At 65.0% G+C, this 19,961-nt stretch carries 16 protein-coding genes and 1 pseudogene; 12 read left to right on the forward strand and 5 right to left on the reverse strand.

The genetic code is table 11. From position 1 onward, the window contains the following. Positions 1-8: 8 nt before the first annotated feature. Positions 9-1,943 (reverse strand): AMP-binding protein, encoded by a 1,935-nt coding sequence (locus tag J8G26_RS02830; protein WP_210567857.1) that lies wholly within the window; start codon positions 1,941-1,943, stop codon positions 9-11. Positions 1,944-2,209: 266 nt separating this feature from the next. Here J8G26_RS02830 and J8G26_RS02835 point away from each other — a divergent pair, with 266 nt between their 5' ends. The 8 genes and pseudogenes from J8G26_RS02835 to J8G26_RS02870 form a co-directional block, all read left to right on the forward strand. Next, the gene (locus J8G26_RS02835) at positions 2,210-2,932 is read left to right on the forward strand and encodes a Crp/Fnr family transcriptional regulator (protein WP_087747757.1); all 723 of its coding nucleotides are present in this window, start codon (positions 2,210-2,212) and stop codon (positions 2,930-2,932) included. Positions 2,933-3,194: 262 nt separating this feature from the next. Continuing rightward, on the forward strand, positions 3,195-4,088 hold the full coding sequence (locus J8G26_RS02840; protein WP_087747756.1) for a DUF4394 domain-containing protein: 894 nt from the start codon (positions 3,195-3,197) through the stop codon (positions 4,086-4,088). A 47-nt stretch (positions 4,089-4,135) separates the two neighbouring features. Further along, complete coding sequence (locus tag J8G26_RS02845) at positions 4,136-4,738, forward strand: methylamine utilization protein (protein WP_210568032.1); 603 nt, start codon at positions 4,136-4,138, stop codon at positions 4,736-4,738. 44 nt (positions 4,739-4,782) lie between these two features. Continuing rightward, positions 4,783-7,068, forward strand: a complete 2,286-nt coding sequence (locus tag J8G26_RS02850) for an EAL domain-containing protein (RefSeq protein ID WP_210568033.1) — start codon at positions 4,783-4,785, stop codon at positions 7,066-7,068. Between the two features lie 338 nt (positions 7,069-7,406). Then, positions 7,407-8,273 carry a pseudouridine synthase gene (locus J8G26_RS02855; protein WP_282598127.1) on the forward strand — a complete coding sequence of 289 codons (867 nt, stop codon included), beginning with the start codon at positions 7,407-7,409 and terminating at the stop codon, positions 8,271-8,273. 138 nt (positions 8,274-8,411) lie between these two features. Further along, complete coding sequence (gene htpG, locus J8G26_RS02860; protein WP_210567859.1) at positions 8,412-10,385, forward strand: molecular chaperone HtpG; 1,974 nt, start codon at positions 8,412-8,414, stop codon at positions 10,383-10,385. A 44-nt stretch (positions 10,386-10,429) separates the two neighbouring features. Continuing rightward, positions 10,430-10,849, forward strand: a complete 420-nt coding sequence (locus tag J8G26_RS02865) for a hypothetical protein (protein ID WP_246881222.1) — start codon at positions 10,430-10,432, stop codon at positions 10,847-10,849. Positions 10,850-11,153: 304 nt separating this feature from the next. Beyond that, positions 11,154-11,249 (forward strand): annotated as a pseudogene (locus J8G26_RS02870) (transposase domain-containing protein); the annotation flags it as partial. 156 nt (positions 11,250-11,405) lie between these two features. Here the strand turns inward: J8G26_RS02870 and J8G26_RS02875 are convergent. Further along, positions 11,406-12,293, reverse strand: a complete 888-nt coding sequence (locus J8G26_RS02875; RefSeq protein WP_094478849.1) for a LysR substrate-binding domain-containing protein — start codon at positions 12,291-12,293, stop codon at positions 11,406-11,408. Between the two features lie 189 nt (positions 12,294-12,482). Between J8G26_RS02875 and phnC the strand changes: the two genes are divergently transcribed. The 4 genes from phnC to J8G26_RS02895 are packed head-to-tail and all read left to right on the forward strand — an operon-like array spanning position 12,483 to position 15,959. Beyond that, positions 12,483-13,304 (forward strand): phosphonate ABC transporter ATP-binding protein, encoded by an 822-nt coding sequence (gene phnC / locus J8G26_RS02880; protein WP_035242057.1) that lies wholly within the window; start codon positions 12,483-12,485, stop codon positions 13,302-13,304. Further along, positions 13,298-14,173 carry a phosphate/phosphite/phosphonate ABC transporter substrate-binding protein gene (gene phnD / locus J8G26_RS02885; RefSeq protein ID WP_114656171.1) on the forward strand — a complete coding sequence of 292 codons (876 nt, stop codon included), beginning with the start codon at positions 13,298-13,300 and terminating at the stop codon, positions 14,171-14,173. Before phnC ends, phnD begins: the two co-directional genes overlap by 7 nt. Beyond that, positions 14,170-14,970, forward strand: a complete 801-nt coding sequence (phnE, locus tag J8G26_RS02890) for a phosphonate ABC transporter, permease protein PhnE (RefSeq protein ID WP_207373605.1) — start codon at positions 14,170-14,172, stop codon at positions 14,968-14,970. The genes phnD and phnE overlap by 4 nt, the downstream gene beginning before the upstream one ends. A 17-nt stretch (positions 14,971-14,987) precedes the next feature. Then, the gene (locus J8G26_RS02895; RefSeq protein WP_210567861.1) at positions 14,988-15,959 is read left to right on the forward strand and encodes a phosphonate dehydrogenase; all 972 of its coding nucleotides are present in this window, start codon (positions 14,988-14,990) and stop codon (positions 15,957-15,959) included. A 503-nt stretch (positions 15,960-16,462) separates the two neighbouring features. Here J8G26_RS02895 and J8G26_RS02900 read toward each other — a convergent pair. The 3 genes from J8G26_RS02900 to J8G26_RS02910 form a co-directional block, all read right to left on the reverse strand. Further along, positions 16,463-17,503, reverse strand: coding sequence for a serine/threonine protein kinase (locus J8G26_RS02900; RefSeq protein WP_087747752.1), 1,041 nt, complete (start codon positions 17,501-17,503; stop codon positions 16,463-16,465). A 221-nt stretch (positions 17,504-17,724) separates the two neighbouring features. After that, a complete protein-coding gene (locus J8G26_RS02905) occupies positions 17,725-19,161 on the reverse strand; it encodes a bifunctional serine/threonine-protein kinase/universal stress protein (protein ID WP_210567862.1) in 1,437 nt (478 codons plus the stop codon). Next, positions 19,158-19,925 (reverse strand): metallophosphoesterase family protein, encoded by a 768-nt coding sequence (locus J8G26_RS02910; RefSeq protein WP_087747750.1) that lies wholly within the window; start codon positions 19,923-19,925, stop codon positions 19,158-19,160. Before J8G26_RS02910 ends, J8G26_RS02905 begins: the two co-directional genes overlap by 4 nt. Between the last annotated feature and the right edge of the window lie 36 nt (positions 19,926-19,961).

The following is a 19,961-nucleotide window of genomic DNA, read 5'->3' on the forward strand; positions in this document are numbered from 1 at the left end:
CCGGTGGGTCAGGCGGCGGCCTTGGCGGGCGCATGGGTCTTGGCGTTCAGGATCTTGAGCGTGGCGCTCACGCTGCCGGTGCGGCCATCCTCGAACTTGACCTGGGTTTCAATGAACTGCTCGGCTTTGCCGGTGTAGAGCGCTTGCACCAGCACGGCGTATTTCTCGGCAATGAAGTTGCGGCGCACCTTGCGGGTGCGGGTGAGTTCGTCGTCGTCCGGGTCCAGCTCCTTGTGCAGCACCAGAAAGCGCGCTACCTGGGTGTCGGCCATGCCGGCCTCGGCGGCCAGGTCGGCATTGACCTGGGCAATGCAGCCCGCAATCAGCTGCAGCACCTGCGGCTTGGAAGCCAGGTCCACATAGCCGCCATAGGGCAGCCCCTGGCGCTCGGCCCAGTTGCCCACCGCTTCGTAGTCGATATTGATGAAGGCGCACACCTGGTCGCGGCCATGGCCAAAGCACACCACTTCCTTGATCTGCGGAAAGAACTTGAGCTTGTTCTCGATGTAGTTGGGCGCAAACATCGCGCCGCCATTGAGCTTGCCCACGTCCTTGGCCCGGTCGATGATGCGCAGGTGCCCGTCTTCGTCGAGCACGCCCGCATCGCCGGTGTGAAAGTAGCCCTCGGCGTCGATCACCTCGGCGGTGGCGTCGGGGCGTTTGTAGTATTCCTTGAGCACCGACACGCCCTTGACCAGCACCTCGCCGTTGTCGGCGATCTTGAGCTCGATGCCTGGCGCGGCCTGGCCGACGGTGTTGAGCTTGACCTGGCGGTTCTTCTGGATGCACACATAGGCACAGGTCTCGGTCTGGCCATACAGCTGCTTGAGGTTGATGCCAATCGAGCGAAAGAAGCGGAACAGATCGGGGCCGATGGCGGCGCCGGCCGTGTAGGCCACCCGCAGCCGCGACAGGCCCAGCACATTGCGCAGCGGCCCGTAGATGGCGAAATCGCCCAGGCGGTACAGCACGCGGTCCCACAGGCCCACAGGCTTGCCGTCGAGGATGTCGGAGCCCACGCGCCGGGCCAGGGCCATGCACTTGGCATACAACCAGCGTTTGGTGGGCGCCGCGTCTTCCATGCGAATTGAGACCGATGTCAGCATGCCTTCGAACACCCGCGGGGGCGCGAAGTAATAGGTGGGGCCGATTTCACGCAGGTCGATGGTGACAGTGCTGGCCGACTCGGGGCAGTTGATGGTGAAGCCCGCCACCAGCCATTGCGCCAGCGAGAACAGGTGGTCGCCCACCCAGGCCGGGGGCAGGTAGGAAATCACGTTGTCGGCGGGGTTCAGTCCGTCGATCTCGACGCCGCCCTGGGCCGAGCCGATGAAGCTGGCGTGCGTCTGGCACACGCCCTTGGGCTTGCCGGTGGTGCCCGAGGTGTAGAGGATCACCGACACGTCGTCGGGCTGGTTCTGGGCCACCATGGCCTCCCAGGCGCCGGGGTGGGCGCGGTCCCATTCGGCGCCCATGGCCTTGAGCTTTTCGGTGCTGATCAGGCCGGGCTGGTCATAGTCGCGCAGCCCGCGCGGATCGTCGTAAATGATGTGCGCGATGCCCGGCAGGGTTTCGCGCACTTCAAGCAGCTTGTCGACCTGTTCCTGGTTTTCGGTGAACACGAACCGGACTTCGGCATCCTCCATCACGAAGGCCATTTCGGAGGCCACCGCATCCTGGTACAGCGGAATCGGAACGCCGCCGAGGCTTTGCGCTGCAATGAAGCCCATGTAGAGGTGGGGGCGGTTGTCGCCCACCAGAGCGAGGTTCTGGCCCCGCTGAAAACCCAGTGCTGCCATGCCGCAGGCCATGAGGCGCACGGTCTGTGCGGCATCCTTCCAGCTCCATGTTTGCCAGATGCCGTATTCTTTTTCGCGCAGCGCCGGGGCCGTGGGGCGCTCGGCAGCATGCTTGAGCAGCAGTTGCGGGAACGTGGTCTTCATTCCGGTTCCTAATAATGATGAGGTATCCGCCCGGTGGGCACCGGGCGCACCGCCCTGAGGCAGTGCATTGGGGTCCATGCTAGAACTGTCTTTGACGTTGTTATGTCTTTCGGACGACAATTTGCGGGAAAGTCCTCATGGGGTTGAACCCTCAGTGCCCCCGGCTATCGGGTAAGGCGGCGGTCTTGCGCCAGCCGCGCCAGTGGTCCCCGCTGGCCCGCGGTCGCCTCTTCATCGTTCATCTTTCCGCGTCCTGAAGCCAGCGCATGACCCACGATCTGTCTCTGCACCAGCGCCGCCGCCCGCCCACCGGGGAGGAGCTGGGCGGTATCCCGTGGCTCGCCCCGCTGCAGAGCGTCGAGCGCGAGCGCGCCGTGGCCTCGCTGCTGGTGGGCGACGCGATGGCGGGCGACTTTGTCTGCCGTGTCGGGCGGCCGGTGACCTACTGGTTTGGCGTGGTCGAGGGGCTGCTGAAGATGAGCAGCGACAACGCCCAGGGCCAGACCATGACCTTCACTGGGGTGCCACCTGGCGGCTGGTTTGGCGAGGGCACGGCGCTCAAGCGCGAGCCTTACCGCTACAACATCCAGGCCTTGCGCAAAAGCGTGGTGGCGGGGCTGCCGATCGACACCTTCCACTGGCTGCTGGACCATTCCATCGGGTTCAACCGCTTTGTGATGAACCAGCTCAACGAGCGCCTGGCCCAGTTCATTGCGGCGCGCGAGATCGACCGGTTGAACAACCCCGATGTGCGGGTGGCGCGCAGCCTGGCTTCGCTGTTCAACCCGGTGCTGTACCCCGGCGTGGGCGAGGTGCTGCGCATCACGCAGCAGGAGCTGGCGTATCTGGTGGGGCTGTCGCGCCAGCGGGTCAACGAGGCGCTGGCTGCGCTGGAGCGGCAGGGGGCCATTCGCATCGAGTATGGCGGGCTGAGGGTGCTGGATGTGTCGGCCCTGCGCTCCAGCATCTTTGCGCGCAATCTGGGTTGAGCGTAGCCGCCCTGCCGGTTGCGCCGGGCACGCTGGCGCCCGCGCACTGTTACAAATGAGAAGGCCTGTTGGTGGCCTGGGCGGCCGCCATGGTCGGGCCGTGGCGCGCCTTGATTTTGTGTCAAATAGTGCTGTAGCGCTCATGGGATAAGCGCTAGCAGCTATTGTTTTTGATTTTCTGGCGCGGACCGTGCGGCGCAGTGCATTGCCACGAAGGCCGGTGGCATCGGGTATAAACCCGTTACATCTGTGGGAGTGTTTGATGCCTTTGTTTCGTTGTCGCCAGCGCCTGCTGGCCTGGGTTGCTGCCGCAGTGCTGCTGGCGGGATGCGCCGGCGTTGCCGAGCCACAGACCGGTGCGGGGCAGGAGATGGTCTATGCCATCACCGACTCCCAGGAGCTGATCCGGTTCGTGGCCACGCAGCCGCGCCGCGTGATCGAGCGCAAGCCGGTGACCGGGCTGGCGCCGGGCGACACGCTGATTGGCATGGATTTCCGGGTGGCCCGTGGCGTGCTGTATGGGTTGTCCCGCTCGGGGCGCCTGTACACGGTGGACCGTGCCAATGGCGCGCTGAACCCGGTGGGGGCTGCGCCCGCCGTGCTGCCGCTGGACGGGGCGGTGATCGGTTTCGATTTCAACCCGACGGTCGACCGCATTCGTGTGGTAATGCCGTCCGGCCACAACCTGCGCCTGCACCCGGACACCGGAGCCCAGGTCGACGGTGACCCCGCCCGCGAGGGCGTGCAGCCCGATGGGGCGCTGCACTACGTGGCGGGCGACCCGCATTTCGGCCGCATGCCCAACATCGCCGGCGCCGCCTACACCTACAACACCCGCGATGAAAAAATCACCACCAATTACGCCATTGACCGCGCAATGGGCACCCTGGTCATGCAGGGCTCGCGCGAGGGGGCGACGCCCGTGGTCTCGCCCAACACCGGGCAGCTGCGCACCGTCGGGGCGCTGGGCCTGGGGCCCCTGACCGATGTGGCCTTCGATATTTCCGACGTGGCCAACACGCCCCTGATCGCGGTGCGCACGGTGGCCGAGCCACGCACCCGCCTGCACCGGGTGGATCTGGCCACGGGCCAGACCACCGACCTCGGCCAGGTGGGCGATGGCCGTGCGCTGATTGGCCTGGCCATCGAGCCATGAGCTGGCGCGCGACGGGACTAACGGGGCGCAGCGCCGCGCTGCGCGCGATGCGGCCCCTGGCGCTCGGCTTGTCGCTCTGTCTTGCGGCGGGCGCGCAGGCCACCACCGTGCAGATCGAGGTGCAGGACGCGGCCGGCAAGCCCCTGGGCGATGCCGCGGTGTTTCTGGAGTCGGCCCAGGCGCGCCGCCAGGTGCGGCCCTTGACCGGGCTGGAGATGGCGCAGCAGAAAAAGCAGTTCCTGCCCGATGTGCTGGTGCTGCCGGTGGGGTCCGAGGTGCGCTTTCCCAACCACGACACGGTGCGCCACCATGTGTATTCGTTCTCGCCGGCCAAGAAGTTCGAGCTCAAGCTCTACACCGGCACCCCTGCCAACCCCGTGCTGTTCGACCAGCCCGGCGTGGTGGTGCTGGGCTGCAACATCCACGACCAGATGGTGGGCTGGATCCTCGTCGTGGACACCCCCTATTACGCCCAGACCCTCGCGACCACGGGCAAGGCGCAGATCGACAACGTGCCGGCGGGCAGCTACCGGCTGCGCACATGGCATGCCCGCCTGCCCGTGGGCGCGCCCGCGCTCGAGCAGGAGCTGAGCGTGCCGGCCACCGGTGCGGTCGCGGTGACGGTGCGCATGCCGGGGTTGCAGCCTTGAAACTGGCGGTGCTTCGGCGGAGCCTGATCGTGCGGCTGGTCGGCATGTCGCTGCTGCTGCTCTTGGTGGTGCAGGCCGCCGGGTTCGCCGTGGTGCGCGCCACCATCGACCGCAACGCCCGCGGCCAGATTGCACGGGCCCTGGACACCGACGAGAACGTCTGGCGGCGGTTGCTCGAGCAGAACGCCGACAGGCTGCGCCAGGGCTCGGCCTTGCTGGCGGCCGATTACGGGTTCCGGTCTGCCGTGAACTCCGGTGACGAGGAAACCATCCAGTCGGTGCTGGAGAACCATGGCAGCCGGATCGGTGCCGAGGTCACCGCGCTGCTCGACACCGGGCTGCGCCTGCGCTCGCTGAGCACACCCGCCGGTGCCGGCGATTTCCAGGCCGCCGTGCAGCAGGTGGCGCCGCTGCTGGCCAGCCAGCCGCAGGGCAGCCGCATCGCCGTGATCGGGGGCATGCCCTACCAGTTCGTCATGGTGCCCATGCGGGCGCCGGTGGTCATCGGCTGGGTGTTGATGGGGTTCCCCGTCAGCCAGAGCCTGGCCGACGAAATGCGCCAGCTGCTGTCGGTGCATGTGGCCTTGCTGGTGAAAGCATCGGATGGCAGGCTGTCCGTGCCGGTCAGCACCTTGCCCGCCGAGCCGCTGGCCCTGCTGCGCCGCAGCGGTAACCCCACGGGCGAACTCGATACGGGCCAGGGCGTTCTGCTGGCGCGCGTCAGCCCGCTGGACACAGTGGGGGGCGAGGTGCAGGCGCTGCTGCTGCGCTCTGTGGACGAGGTTGTGGCGCCGTATCGGCAGCTGCAGGTGTTGCTGGCCTTCATCACAGTGGCCGGTGTGCTGCTGTTCGCGATGGGCAACGGCGTGATGGCGCAGCGTGTGACGACCCCCCTGCGCTCGTTGCTGGCCGCCACGCGGCGGCTCTCGCGCGGGGAGTACGACGTGCCACTGGAACATTTGGACCGCGCCGATGAAATCGGCAACCTGGCGCGTTCCTTTGACAAGATGCGCGTGGATATCGGCGCGCAGCAAAGCGAGATCCGGCGGCTGGCTTATTGGGACCGCCTCACAGGGCTCCCCAACCGCGAGCGCTTTCGGGAAGCCGTGCTGGCGGCCACCTCCGGCCAGGCCGGGGCTGTCCAACCGCTGGCTGTGCTGACGCTGGACCTTGACCGTTTCAAGCATGTGAACGACGTGCTCGGCTATGCCTTTGGTGACCGGCTGCTGCAGGCGGTGGCCGCCCGCCTGCGCGAACAGGTGGGCGCGCCCCAGGACATGGTGGCCCGCATGGGCGGCAACGAGTTCGCCGTGCTGCTGCAAGGTGCCGATGCCCCGGCGGCGCACGAGCTGGCGCGCCGCATCCACCGGTCGTTTGAAGAGCCGCTGGTGTTCGAGGACCAGAGCGTCGATCTGAGCGCTGGCATCGGCATTGCCTGCTGGCCGGGCGATGCCGACGATGCCGACACCCTGCTCAGCCGTTCCGAGATCGCCATGTATGCCGCCAAGCGCCAGCTCAGCGGGGCGCTGCGCTACGACCCCGCCTTTGATCTGGCGAGCGCCCAGACCCTGTCGTTGCTGACCGAGCTGCGCCGGGCGGTAGAGCACAACGAATTGCGCCTGTACCTGCAGCCTAAGCTGGCGCTGCACGGCCAACCAGGGCTGGCGGCCGAGGCGCTGGTGCGCTGGCAGCATCCGCAGCGGGGGCTGGTTGCGCCCATGCATTTCATTCCGTTTGCCGAGCAGACGGGGTTTGTGCGCCAGCTCACGCTGTGGATATTCGAGGAGGTGGCCCGCCTGCTGGCTTCGCAAGAGGCGCGGCACCTGCCGCTGCGCGTGTCGGTCAACCTGTCCACACGCGATTTGCTGGACCCCGAGCTCAGCACGCGGCTGGCGGCCATCCTGGCCCGCCACGGCGTGCAGGCCAGCGCCTTTTGCCTGGAGATCACCGAAAGCGCCATCATGGACGACCCCCAGCGCGCCGAGGCCATGCTCAACCGCCTGTCGCAGCAGGGGTTCAAGCTCTCCATCGACGATTTCGGCACGGGTTATTCGTCGCTGGCCTACCTCCGGCGCCTGCCGGTGGACGAGCTCAAGATCGACAAGTCGTTCGTGATGGGTATGCAGGCGGGCGAGGACGACGCCATGATCGTGCGCTCCACCATCGACCTGGCGCACAACCTGGGCCTCACGGTGGTGGCAGAAGGGGTGGAAACCGCCGCCATTCTGGAGCGCCTGCGCACCCTGGCGTGCGACGAGGCGCAGGGTTATCACATTGCGCGGCCCTTGCCGGTGGATGATTTTCTGGCCTGGCAGGCGCGCCAGGGGTAAGCTCTTTTTCTGTTCTTTTCGGGCCCTCGCGCCCCCCGATGCAGGGGCTTGTCGCCCCGCAGGCGAAAATACCCGCAATGACTTCTTCCAGTTCCCGCCCGCCTTCCGGCCCTGCTGCGGCCCCTGCCTCCGCGCCCGGTGGCGCTGCGTCCCCAGTGCCCGCGCCCCGTCCGGTGCTGCGCCGCCCTGCCGTGACGTCCAAACCGGCACCTCCAGCCCCGTCTGCTGCCCGGCGCGGTGCGGCACCGGAGCGGCCCTCACGAACCCCTCCGCCCACGGGCTACCGTACGTCGTCGGGCGCGCCCTATGTCGTCCCGGTGCGTCAGGCGCCGCCCAAGCTGGTGCCCGCCACCTCAGCGGCGGGAACGGCGGGAAACTCAGGCACCTCCCGCCTGAACAAGCGCATGGCCGAGCTGGGCCTGTGCTCGCGCCGCGAGGCCGACGAGTGGATCGCCCAGGGCTGGGTCAAGGTCAATGGCGAGGTCGCGCCCATGGGGCTGCAGGTCACGCCCTTGGACCGCATCGACGTGGACAAGGTGGCGCAGGGCTTTCAGGAGCAGCGCGTCACCATCCTGCTGCACAAGCCCATGGGTTATGTGAGCGGCCAGGCCGAAGATGGCCACACGCCCGCCGTGGCGCTCATCAACCCCCTCACCCACTGGCGCGATGACCCCAGCCGCAACCGGTTTTCGCCGCCGCAACTGCGCGGGCTGGCGCCCGCGGGGCGGCTCGATATCGACTCGGTGGGCCTGCTGGTGCTCACCCAGGACGGCCGCGTGGCGCGCCAGCTGATTGGCGAGGACTCCACGGTCGACAAGGAATATCTGGTGCGTGTGGTCTACCAGGCACCGGGTCAGGCGGCGCCACGCCATCCCAGTGAGCGCTCCGCGCCGCTGCAGGAAATTGACGAGCGCGATCCTGTCAGTACCAATGTGCAGGCGGTGTTTCCGCCCGAGTTGCTGGAACGCCTGCGCCATGGCCTGAGCCTGGACGGCGAGCCGCTCAAGCCCGCCAAGGTCGATTGGCAGAATCCCGAGCAGCTGCGCTTTGTGCTGACCGAAGGCAAGAAACGCCAGATACGCCGCATGTGCGAACTGGTGGGGCTCAAGGTGGTGGGACTCAAGCGCATCCGCATCGGCCGCGTGACCCTGGGCAATCTGCCGGTGGGCCAGTGGCGCTACCTGGCGCCGGGCGAGCGGTTCTGAGACCCCGCTGGTTCGCAGATCACTGTGGGGGCTTGAAACTCCCCAACCCGCCCATAAGTGCCGGCAGCCGGTATCGGCAGCGGTGCATTGGTGCCCTGCCGCGCATATTTCATTGATTCCAACGCGAGAAACATCCCCATGAGCAAACAAACCCTGTCGTTTCAGGCCGAAGTTGCCCAACTGCTGCATCTGGTCACCCATTCGCTCTATTCCAACCAGGAAATCTTCCTGCGCGAACTGGTTTCCAACGCATCGGACGCCTGCGACAAGCTGCGCTTCGAGGCGCTGAACAACAACGCGCTGTACGAGGACGCCCCCAACCTCGAAGTGCGCGTGACGTTCGACAAGGCCGCGAAGACCCTCACCATCACCGACAACGGCATCGGCATGAGCGAGCAGGAGGCCATCGACCACCTGGGCACCATCGCCAAGAGCGGCACCAAGGACTTCATGGGCAAGCTCTCGGGCGACCAGAAGCAGGATGCCCAGCTCATCGGCCAGTTTGGCGTGGGCTTTTACTCGGGCTTCATCGTGGCCGACAAGATCACCGTGGAATCGCGCCGCGCGGGCCTGCCGGCTGAGCAAGGTGTGCGCTGGACCAGCGGCGGCAGCGGCGATTTCGAGGTCGAAACCATCACCCGCCCAGCGCGTGGCACCAGCGTCGTCCTGCACTTGCGTGACGATGCCGAGGAATACCTCAACGCCTGGAAGCTCAAGCAAGTCATCGCCAAGTACTCCGACCACATCAGCCTGCCCATCCTGATGGAAAAGGAAGAGTGGAAAGACGGCGAGCTGATCAATCCATCGGACGAAAACGGCGGCCGCCAGCCTGGCGGCATGGTCAAGACCGGCGAGTGGGAAACCATCAACAAGGCCAGCGCTCTGTGGACGCGCCCCAAGAAGGACGTGACCGACGAGCAGTACGCCGAGTTCTACAAAACCATCAGCCACGACCACGAGGCCCCGCTGACCTGGGCTCACAACCGCGTCGAAGGCAACACCGAGTACACGCAGCTGCTGTACATCCCCGCCAAGGCGCCGTTTGACCTGTGGAACCGCGACAAGAAGGCGGGCGTGAAGCTGTACGTGAAGCGCGTGTTCATCATGGACGACGCCGAAGCGCTGATGCCCACCTACCTGCGCTTTGTAAAGGGCGTGATCGACTCGGCCGACCTGCCGCTGAACGTGAGCCGCGAGCTGCTGCAGGAAAGCCGCGACGTGCGCTCCATCCGCGAAGGCAGCACCAAGCGCGTGCTGAGCATGCTGGAAGACCTGGCCAAACACGACAAGCACGACACCGCGGCGGGCGCTGACGGCGTGACCGATGTGGTCGATGCCGACGACAAGGCCAAGGAAGGCAAGTACACCGCGTTCTACAGCGAGTTTGGCGCCGTGCTGAAAGAAGGCCTGGGCGAAGATTTTGCCAACCGCGAACGCCTGGCCAAGCTGCTGCGCTTTGCATCCACCACCAGCGACGCCGTGACCGTGGGCTTTGCCGACTACAAGGCCCGCATGAAGGACGGCCAGGAGGCGATTTACTACATCACCGCCGACACCCTGGCCGCTGCCAAGAACAGCCCGCAGCTTGAAGTCTTCAAGAAGAAGGGCATCGAAGTGCTGCTGATGACCGACCGCGTGGACGAGTGGGCGCTGAACTACCTGCACGAATTTGACGGCACCCCGCTGCAGAGCGTGGCCAAGGGCGCGGTGGACCTGGGCAAGCTGCAAGACGAGGCCGAAAAGAAGGCGGCGGAAGAAGCCGCCGAGGCCTTCAAGCCCGTGTTGGCCAAGCTGAAAGAAGCGCTGAAGGACAAGGCCGAGGACGTGCGCGTGACCACCCGCCTGGTCGATTCGCCCGCCTGCCTAGTGGTGCAGGACGACGGCATGAGCACGCAGCTCGCCCGCATGCTCAAGCAGGCTGGCCAGCAGGCGCCTGAGACCAAGCCCGTGCTGGAGGTGAATGCCGAGCACGCACTGGTGAAAAAGCTTGACGGCAGCGTGCACTTTCACGACCTGGCCCACATCCTGTTCGACCAGGCGCTGTTGGCCGAAGGCGGCCTGCCCGAAGACCCCGCCGCCTACGTCAAGCGCGTGAATGCGCTGCTGGTGTAAGCAGCCTTGCGCAAAGCCTTGCCATGCTGACTTTGTCCAATGCTATGCCCCGCGTCGCACTGGCCCTGGCGCTGGCCGCCTTGCTGGCTGGCTGCGGGTCGGTGGGTGGGGGCGTTGGCATTGGCATCCCCGTCGGTCCGTTGTCTGTGGGCGTGGGGGTGGGTAGTGGCGGGGTCAGCGCCGGCGTGAGTGCGGGCGCAGGGCCGGTGGGCGTGGGTGTCGGAGTCAACCAGCGCGGGCAGGTGGTGGGCGGTGCGGGCGTAGGCGCATCCACCGGCGTGGGTGGCGCCCGCGTTGGGGCAAGCGTGGGCACATCGACCGTGCTGCATGACCCGCAGCGGCCTGCAGCGGCCCCCGATATGCCTGCCGAGGCACCCGCGCCAGCGCCCGATGTTGACCAGATCCAGTGGCGCGACTCCAGCGGCCGGATCGTCCCTGCCTGCCGGGTGCACGGGGGTTGCTGAAACGCTGCAAGTACACCCAGGCACATCGTCCTGCGGGTGGAGAAAGAAGCCGTGGAGATCATCCACTCCTCATTCAGGCCTTTTGCCATGCGCTGGTGCAGGCTCTCGTGCCGTTGCTTTCCTCCAGCCATCATGGTGAATTACCGGTTAGCAGCGGTTGCTGTCGGTCGCGGCCGTGACCTGAGTTCACGGTGCCTGGCACAAAGCTGTCATTGGCTCACCCAGCAGCGCGGCAGCATCGATGACCGGTATCGAGGGAGCTGCAGTCATGGTCTAGCACACGTCTCCCCATGAACGGGCACGACCCTACGCCTACCTGCGCGATGTCATGGCACGCCTGCCCATGCAGCCCGCCACCCAGATCGGCGAGCTGCTGCCATACCGCTGGCAGTCAGCCTGACAGCGCATATTCAGATACACGACCGCGCCCCGCAGTCAAGATGGGATCGCCGCGCGATTACGGGCGTCCTACAACCCTTAACTTAAGTCGGCCTACAGGCGAACAGTTGCCCCTCGGTCCCATGCCCCACGGCTGCATGGAATCCAAGTTCCATACCTAGGCAATTTTCTGACTTACGCTATGCGCCAAACCCAGGAAGGTCGAGATCAGAGGAGCTTGATGCCGCTCCTTTCTACAGATGAAGTGCACCTGTGTCACCATGCTGGTGTCTGAAATAGTTAACTTAACAAGGCGAGGATCTGGCCTGTAGGCTGTTTCCGCCACGACGCCTAGGCCCAGCCCCTCCGCCACCGCCTCTCGAACGGACTCGCGGCTGCCCATCTCCAGAGCCACCTGCACCTCGACGCCTCGCTCCTTTAGTTCTTGTTCAAACACGCGTCTGGTCGTCGATCCTTCCTCTCGGATGACGAACCTCTGACCCTGCAGATCACGCAGTTTGAGAGTGGCCCGTTGCGCGAGTGAGTGTTGGGTGTTGCCGAATATCACCAATCGCTGGGTACGGTAAGCCGCGCCAAATAGATCTGGGTGAGCGACGTGATTGAGCACCATGCCCACGTCTCCCTGGTAGTCAAGAATCTTTTCGGTGATGGTTCGCGAGTCGCCTACGCCAACAGCCACGTTGACCTGGGGGAACTGTTTCATGAACAGCTTCAACACGGGCAGCACGTTGTGCGGCCCGATGGCATGGATGACCAGTCGCCCTACGTATTGATTTTTCGCAGCAGCGAGCAGTGCGTGCGCATCTTCCTCGCCACTGAAGGTACGCCGGGTGTAGTTCAACAGAGTGCGTCCAAAGGACGTGAGTTCAAGCCGCCGCCCGCGCCGATGAAAAAGCTCCACGCCGAAGTCGACCTCCAGGCGCTGTATGTGTGAAGAAACAGTCGGTTGTTGAATAGCGAGCACTCTCGCGGCAGCGGTCATGCTGCCGGCTCGGGCCGTTGCGTCAAAGGCCTTCAAGGCTGCGAGGAGGCTGAGTCCAGACATTGATGTGATCTATGGGTGCCCTCATTTTTAGGGATGAAAGTTTCATATTCATGACACCTTGGTCACCCAGACTTGAGCTGTGCTTCCACTGAAGCTGTTTCTTCCAGAACCTCCTCTTTCCCGAGAGATACCTCTGACCACTTGAGTCCTGGTGTGCGTCTAGCGCACCACAACAAATGAAACCGAGCTATGAAAACTGCAATTCGCGAGAGCCATCTGAGCTTGCGGGGTATCACGGTGACCTATGCCGATGGTCACACGGCGCTTGCGCCCACCTCGCTGGAGGTACAGCATGGCGGGTTCCTTGTGCTGCTGGGCGCGTCGGGCGCGGGAAAGTCAACGCTGCTGCGCAGCATCAATGGCTTGGTTAGCCCCACAGACGGAGAGGTGTCGGTGGCCGATCTGCCGGGCGGCACCGTCTCAAAACGCAACCTTCTTGAGCATCGGCGCCACTGCGGCATGGTGTTCCAGCAGCACCACCTGATCGGGCGGCAAAGCGTGCTGGCCAATGTGTTGATGGGCAAGCTCGCCACCCGCGGATCTCTGGCGTCGTTGTGGCCTTGGAGCAAGGCTGACAAGCTGGAGGCGCTGGCGGCCATTGACCGCGTAGGCCTGCTTGAGAAAGCCCTAGCACGGGCAGACACCTTGTCTGGTGGGCAACAACAACGCATTGGCATTGCGCGTGCCTTGGTGCAAAAGCCCCGCCTGCTGCTGGCCGATGAGCCGGTGGCCAGCCTCGACCCGGCGACCGCGCAGAGTGTGTTGACCCTGCTTCACGACATCTGCAAGAAAGACCGACTCACGGCCATCGTGAGTCTGCATCAAGTCAACCTCGCGCGCATGTTCGCCGACCGCATTGTGGGCCTTCGCCAGGGCCAGGTGGTGTTCGACGGGACAGCAGCGCAGTTGACGGAAGAAGCCCAGTCTGCCCTGTACGCGAAGTCGTCACCTGCCAACATGGGCAGTCAATTTGATTCCCCCTCTCAATCCAAGGAGTTTTTACCGTGCTGAATCGTCGCCGTTTCCAATTTATCGCTGCCGTCACTTTGGCCGCCCTGTTGCCACTTGGCGCCCATGCCGAGGGCAAAAATCCTTCCAAGCTTCGCGTTGCACTGTTGCCGGACGAAAACGCCGCCACCATCATTCAGAACGCACAGCCTCTGAAGCGGTACCTGGAACAGACCCTGAAGAAGGAAATAGAGATTACGGTGACTACGGACTACTCGTCGATGATTGAAGCCATGCGCTTTGGCCGCATCGAGGTCGCCTACTTTGGACCGTTCTCTTACGTGCTTGCCAAGTCCAAGGCGCCCAACATTGAGCCATTTGCCGTTGGCGTGGAGCGCGGCTCGCCGACCTACCAGTCGGTTCTCATCGCCACGGCAGGCGGCCCGGTCAAGACCCTGGCTGACGTTCGTGGAAAGCCTTTTGGCTTTGGCGATCAGGCTTCGACGTCCGGTCACCTTGCACCGCGCGCGCACTTGCTTAAAAACCACCAACTGAACGGCGAGACTGACTACCGCCCCGTTCACCTGGGCACGCACGATGCCGTGGCCCGAGCTGTTCAGGCAGGGCAGGTTCCCGCCGGCGCTCTGTCAAAAACCATTCTGGACAACCTCATCGCAAAGGGCATGGTGGATGCCAACAAGATTGTGCAACTTGAACTGTCGGCACCCATTCCGAACTATCCCATTGCGATGCAAGGTAATCTCACGCCGGAGCTCAAGGAAGCCATCCGAGCCGCCTTTCTTCAGATGAAGGACGCCGAGATTCTCAAATCATTCCGTATCGAGGCCTTTGCCGCTACCGATGACAAGGCCTACGACATTCTTCGCGACACAGCACAGATTCTCAAGCTTGATCTGGGACGCATGAAATGACATCGGTAGCCTTGGAATCCATCATTGCCATTGACGGACAGCGGCGACTCAGACGGCTGGGCGCAGCCTGCGTAGTCCTGCTCGTTTGCACGCTGGCATTGTTTGTCACCGGTTTCTTTGACGCGCAGCGTTTCATCGAAGGGGCTCCTGCCATTCAGCAGTTGGCCTCTGAGATGGTGCCGCCCAACTTCGCTCGCTGGGAGCAATGGGTCATTCCACTGCGCGACACCTTGGCCATGTCGATTGCGGGAACGGCCTTGACCGTTCTGGCGTCGTTGCCGCTGGCCCTGGTGGCGGCGCCCAACACCGCGCCGAATGCGGTGGTTGGGCGAATCGTCAGAACCATCTTGGCTGCATTTCGGTCTGTGCCTGAAATCATCCTGGGCATTCTGTTCGTCGCGGCCGTGGGCTTTGGGGCATTGCCTGGTGTGCTGGCGTTGGCCCTGCATTCCACGGGCATGGTGGCCAAGTTCTACGCCGAAGCCATAGAGCACGTGGACCCGAAACCTCTGGAGGCCGCTAAGGCCGCGGGCGCAAGCCGGTTTCAGGTCATCACCCATGCTGTGTTACCGCAGGTTTTGCCCCAGTTGGCGGACATCACCATCTACCGATGGGAATATCACTTTCGCGCATCGGCAGTGATGGGCATCGTGGGTGCGGGCGGCATTGGCTTTGAACTCATGGCGGCTCTGCGCCTGACCAAGTACGACGAAGTCTCCGCCATTTTGCTGTCCATCCTCATATGCGTGCTCGTGGTCGACGGCATTGGGTCGGCGCTTCGCAAACATCTGAAATAGAAAGAGAGAGGAAGGTAATGATGCCGAAAATTGTGGTGACGCAGCCCATTCATGAAGAGGTACTGGCGCGTCTTATGCAGGTTGGTGAAGTGGTGATGAATCCCGGTCCTGAGCCGTGGAGCGAGGCCGAGCTCCACCGTCATCTGAAGGATGCCGACGCAATGATGGCTTTCATGCCTGACCGGGTAGATCAGCGAACCCTGTTGCACGCTCCCAGGCTCAAGACCATCGCTTGCGCCCTGAAGGGGTATGACAACTTTGACCTCAAGGCATGTGCGCAAGCCGGTGTCAGCGTGAGCTTCGTTCCTGACCTGCTCACAGAACCCACGGCAGAACTCGCCATTGGGCTGGCCATCGCCGCCGCGCGCCATGTGCTGGCAGGTGACGTCAGTGTTCGCAAGAGCTACGCAGGATGGCGTCCCCAGCTGTACGGAATGGGGTTGCACGGCTCGATAGTGGCGGTCGTCGGACTTGGCGCCGTTGGGCGGGCCATTGTGGGCCGTCTCTGTGGCTTCGGGTGCGCTCAACTGCTGGGCGTGGACCCGCATGGTGATGACGAACGCCTGACCATGGTGAGCCTGGGTGAGGCCCTGTCGCAATCCGACTATGTCATTCTGGCCGTTCCGCTGCTGGACGTAACGCGTCACCTCGTCAATGACACCATGCTTGAAGGTGTTCGGCGGGGGCAGATCCTGGTCAACATTGGGCGAGGCTCGGTTGTGGACGAGGCTGCCGTGGCACGGGCGCTCAAGGACGAGCGCCTGGGTGCATACGCCGCCGATGTGTACGAGATGGAGGACTGGCTGCTTGCAGATCGCCCTCGCCAGATTCATCCGGAACTCTTGCAACACCCCTCCACGGTTTTCACACCCCACATTGGTTCGGCGGTGAAGAAGGTTCGCCGAGCCATCGAGTTGCAGGCTGCTGAAAATTTGCTACTCGCGCTGAGTGGGAGCGAGCCGCTTGCACACTACGAGGCATCGCACTGAGCGGCTCATGTGGCAGCTTCGCACTGCTCGGTGCAGCCATGAGGTCACCACACCAGAGAATGCTTTTGGACGTTCTATGGTTCTGGCCGATCTAATTCTTTGAGAAGACCTTGGCTACGTGTTTCGGACCCGCGGGCCAACTGCGGATGCTCTTCGCAATGGTTCCGATAAGCCGTGCCGCCAAGTATCCGGGGTGGGATTCCCCCGGTTTCTCGGACGGTTTTCTGGGATCGTTGCCTACATCAACACCGACCGCAGCGGGTCGGGAGAACCAATTCATCCTTGGTGTGATCAGTTGCTCCTGCTACCTTGCCCGGCTCGCATCAATAGAGTGACCGGTCTGAGCAACAAAGCGGTCGCTTGAGACCCTGCTCGGCCAATGACCAGTTGCGCAACACGCGAACTTTCAGGCGTTAGGTTCGAGTGTCGGAGATCAGCCTGAAGCCGCCTTTGGCGCTGCTGCCTAGTGAGCCCGCTCCTGGCCGCGTCCCGCCACCCAACCCTCACCCCACCAGCGGCTCTTCCTGCATCGCCTCGATCTGCTCGTGCAGCATGTCCACCTGGCCGCGCCAGTAGTCGCTGGTGCCGAACCACGGGAAGTTGATGGGGAAGATCGGGTCTTGCCAGCGGCGGGCCAGCCAGGCGCTGTAGTGGATCAGGCGCAGGGTGCGCAGCGGCTCAATGAGGGCCAGCTCGCGCCGGTCGAACGTGCGGAACTGTTCGTAGCCGTCGAGCAGGGCGCCGAGCTGGTGGGTGCGCTGGCGCCGGTCGCCCGACAGCAGCATCCACAGGTCCTGCACGGCCGGGCCCATGCGGGCGTCGTCCAGGTCCACAAAGTGCGGGCCGCCGCGCCTCCATTCGTCGAGCGGCGTCCACAGGATGTTGCCGGGGTGGCAGTCGCCGTGCAGGCGCAGCAGGGTGGCGTCTTTCAAGAGAAATTGGCCTGTAGCGCTTGTGTGGTAAGCGCTATTAGCTATCAAATCAAGAGCAATCTTGCAGGCGTCGCGCCAGGCCGATTGCATGTCGAGCGGGATCAGTTCGTGCTGCAGAAGCCAGTCGCGTGGCTCTGCGCCAAAGCTTTGCCAATCGAGTGCGGGGCGGTGCGTGAACGGGCGCGCCGCGCCCACGGTGTGGATGCGCGCCAGAAAGCGGCCTATCCATTCGAGCACCTCGAAGTCGTCCAGTTCGGGCTGCCGGCCGCCGCGCCAGGGGCTCACCGAAAACTGGAAACCGCCGTGGGGGTGCAGTGTGCGGCCGCCCAGCACCAGGGGGCCTACGGCGGGCACCTCGGCGCCCATGAGTTCGGCGGCAAATGCGTGTTCTTCCAGGATCTGTGCTTCAGTCCACCGGCCGGGGCGGTAAAACTTGGCCACCACACGCTCGCCGTCTTCCAGTGTGACCTGGTAGACGCGGTTTTCATAGGACGACAGCGCCATCAGCCGCCCGTCACCGTGCAGCCCCACGCTGGCCAGTGCGTCCAGCACCACATCGGGCGTCAGGGTGGAAAAGGGGTGCAGGCCAGGCGCTTCGGGGGAAATGTTCATCGGCCCATTGTCTCCCGCCAGCGGGGCGCGCCCGACGCCGACGCGGCACGGCGCGGGGCGCGGTGCCAAATTTCGCATCAACCGCCCCTGGCGGCCCGCGGTATTGCGTGACCCGCTACGAAGTCAGGCACCCCCGGGAATGCCAGGGTGCCGCCTTGGAGCCTGTGGAACGCCACTGTGCGCCTCGGGGGCTGCGCGGGCGTGCTGCCCGGTGCCTTGGCTTATTCGCTGTATTCGCGCGCCAGCTGGGCAAACGGCAGCGCCTGCTTGACGAGGATGACGGTGCAAGGCGCGTCGCGCGCCACGCGCATGGGCACGGTGGCGATGAAGCGCTGCGTTTGCAGGCCGTGCGTGGCAGCCCCCAGGATCATCATGCTGACCTGGTTGCCCTCGGCGTAGCGCACCAGCGCTTGCGCCACGTCGCCTGATTCGAGCACGTGGTAGCTCACGCTGTGGCCCGCCAGGTCGAGCGGTTCGGCCCATTGCCTGAGCCGTGCGCGGTGCTGGCGGTGCAGCGCGGTTTCGCTGCGTTCGCTGTCGGTGCTGCTGCTGGCCGAGGGCGAGATCACGGTGACGCAGGCCAGCCGCGCCCCCGGGCGGATGCCCAGCGAGCGCCCCACGGCCTGGCGCAGCGAGTACATGGTGGCGTCGGTCACGTCGTCGTGCGGCACGGCCACCATGACGATGGGCACCTCTTCGATCTGGCGCGTGGGCAGCGGGCTGGGCCGGTAGTGCATGCCGGCGGCCTTGATCCAGCGCTTGAAGTGGGTGCGCAGGCGCGGGCCACGCATGCGCTGGCCGCGTGCGGTGATCTGCACCTGTTCGGGGTTGGCCAGGTCAAAGGCCAGGTGAGCGGCCGACGGGTGGCGCTTGGCGGCCTCGGGTTCCAGGCAGCGCAGGATGGTCTCTTGCAGCCACTCGGGCAGGTCGGGGCGGTACTGGCGCGGCGGTGGCGGTGTCATCCACAGGCGCTGGCGCAGGCCGCCCTGGGTGGTGGGGGCGCCAAAGGGCAGCTCGCCCGTGGCAAGCTCGTACAGCATGACGCCAATGGCGAAGATGTCGCTGCGCGGGTCGCCGCGCACGCCCACCACCTGTTCGGGCGCAATCCAGGCGGGCGAGCCCACGGCGCGGCGCAGTTCCTCGGCCAGCAGGTCGGGGTAGTGGGCATGGCACGACAGGCCGAAGTCGAGCAGCACGGCATGGTCGTCGTGGGTGAAGAGCACGTTGCCGGGCTTGAGGTCGAGGTGGCAGACGTTTTGCTGGTGCAGGCTGTGCGCGGCACGCCCCATGGCAGCGCCCAGGCGCGCAATGGTTGCAACGTCGGGGCGCTCGGCGGCGTCCAGCCAGTGCTGCAGGGTGTGGCCGCTGCAATATTCCATGACCAGGTAGGGGATGCGCTCCAGGTCGCCCGCGGCGACAAAGCGCGGCACGTGGGGCCCGGTGAGTGTGGGCAGGATCTGCAGCTCGACCTCGAAACTGACGATGTTCTCGGCGCCATCGCCCGCCGTCATGCGCGGGATCTTCATGGCCAGCGGAAACCCGGGGTTGGGCGGGCCCACGGCGTATTCCACGCGGTAGATATGGGCCATGCCGCCTGCATGGATGCATTCGAGCACGGTGAAGCCGTCCACCTCGGTGCCCGGTTCGAGCAGCTTCATCGGCCCACCTCCAGGCGCTGGGCAAAGTAGTCGGGCATGGCGCCGGTGGCGCGGATGGCGGCGGCAGCGGCGGCATGGTCGTAGGGCACGCGTTCAAAGCGCAGCAACCAGGCATCGGTGTCGAGCAGGGCATACATGGCACGCGGGTCGCCGTCGCGCGGCTGGCCCACCGATCCGATGGTGGCCACCCATTGCCGGCGTGGCGCCACCGGAATGGCCACGCCCGGCTGCGGCGCAAAGCGCATGAGCCCGCGCCCGGTGCCCCGGTAGTACAGCGTTTGCTGATGCACATGGCCGCAAAACACATGGCGGATGCCGGGGCGCTGGGTGGCGGCATCCAGGCATTGCTGCGCCACGGCCGCGTTGTCGACATAGCGCCAGCGCTCGGGCGCGTCGGCGCTGGCATGCACCAGCAAGACGCCGCCCACTTCGGCGACCAGGGGGCGTGCCGCGAGAAAGTCGCGCTCGTTGGGCGTGAGCTGCGCGTGGGTCCAGCCGGCCCCGTGTGCGGCCACGCTGCTGGCGGCCTTGTCGCCCGGTTGGGGCGGGTGTACGGCCAGGGCGTCATGGTTGCCGCCAATCACGCAGTGGCCGTCTGCCACCAGCGCCATGGCCTGCTGCACCACATAGCCCGGGTCGGCGCCATAGCCCACCAGATCGCCCAGCCAGGCAAAGCGCTGCGCGCCTTGCGCGCGGGCGTGGGCCATGCAGGCGTCGAGTGCCTGGCGATTGGAATGGATGTCTGACAGCAGCGCCAGCTTCATCAATGTCTCCTGGATGACGCCATCCTAGCCCAGACC

Source organism: Acidovorax sp. JG5, from assembly GCF_017939685.1.
Taxonomy (GTDB): Bacteria; Pseudomonadota; Gammaproteobacteria; order Burkholderiales; family Burkholderiaceae_C; genus Acidovorax.